The 841-nt window shown below is 65.2% G+C and carries 1 protein-coding gene; it reads left to right on the top strand.

The window, feature by feature from the left end; all coding sequences use genetic code 11:
• Positions 1-841: calcium-binding protein (locus ACFPWW_RS18105; protein ID WP_377312804.1), on the top strand; the 841-nt coding region annotated here is incomplete at both ends.

Below are 841 nucleotides of genomic sequence, written 5' to 3'. Positions count from 1 at the left end.
ACCGGCGGTGCTGCGGCCGACCGGCTGTCGGGTGGCGACGGCAACGACACGCTGAACGGCGGAGCCGGTGCCGATACGCTGATCGGCGGAGCGGGTGACGATACCTATATCGTGGATGTCGCCGGCGACGTCGTTACCGAAAGTGCCGATGCAGGCACCGACACTGTCAAGACCGCGCTTGCGGCCTACACGCTCGGGGCCGATGTCGAGAACCTGACCTATACGGGCACGGTGGCCTTCACCGGAACGGGCAACGACCTTGCCAACACGATCAGGGGTGCTGCAGGCGCCGACACGCTGGACGGCAAGGCGGGAGCCGATACGCTGATCGGCGGTGCCGGCAACGACACCTATGTTGTCGACGATCTTGCCGATGTCGTGACCGAAGCCGCCAACGAAGGCACGGATCTGATCAAGACGGCGCTTTCTGCCTATGCGCTGACCAACATCGCCAATGTCGAGAACCTGACCTTCACCGGCAGCGGCGATTTTGCCGGGACCGGCAATGCCCTTTCCAACACGATCACCGGCGGTGCCGGCAACGACACGCTGGACGGTGGCGCGGGTAACGACACGCTGGTTGGCGGAGTTGGCGCGGACAGGCTGGACGGCGGAGCGGGTAACGATACGCTGGTCGGCGGTGCCGGCAACGATACCTATGTCGTGGATGCCGCCGGCGACGTGGTCACGGAGGCAGCAGGTGCGGGTACGGACGAGATCCGGACGTCGCTTGCGACCTATTCGATCGCTGCGCTCGCCAATATCGAGAACCTGACCTACACCGGTTCGGCTGCCTTCACGGGTACCGGCAACGCTGTGGCGAACGTGATCACCGGCGGCG

The sequence above is a fragment of the Rhizobium sp. GCM10022189 genome (assembly GCF_042656325.1).
Taxonomy (GTDB): domain Bacteria; phylum Pseudomonadota; class Alphaproteobacteria; order Rhizobiales; family Rhizobiaceae; genus Rhizobium.
The sequence above is the reverse complement of the archived record's forward strand: the minus strand, read 5'-3'. Positions and strand labels throughout refer to the sequence as shown.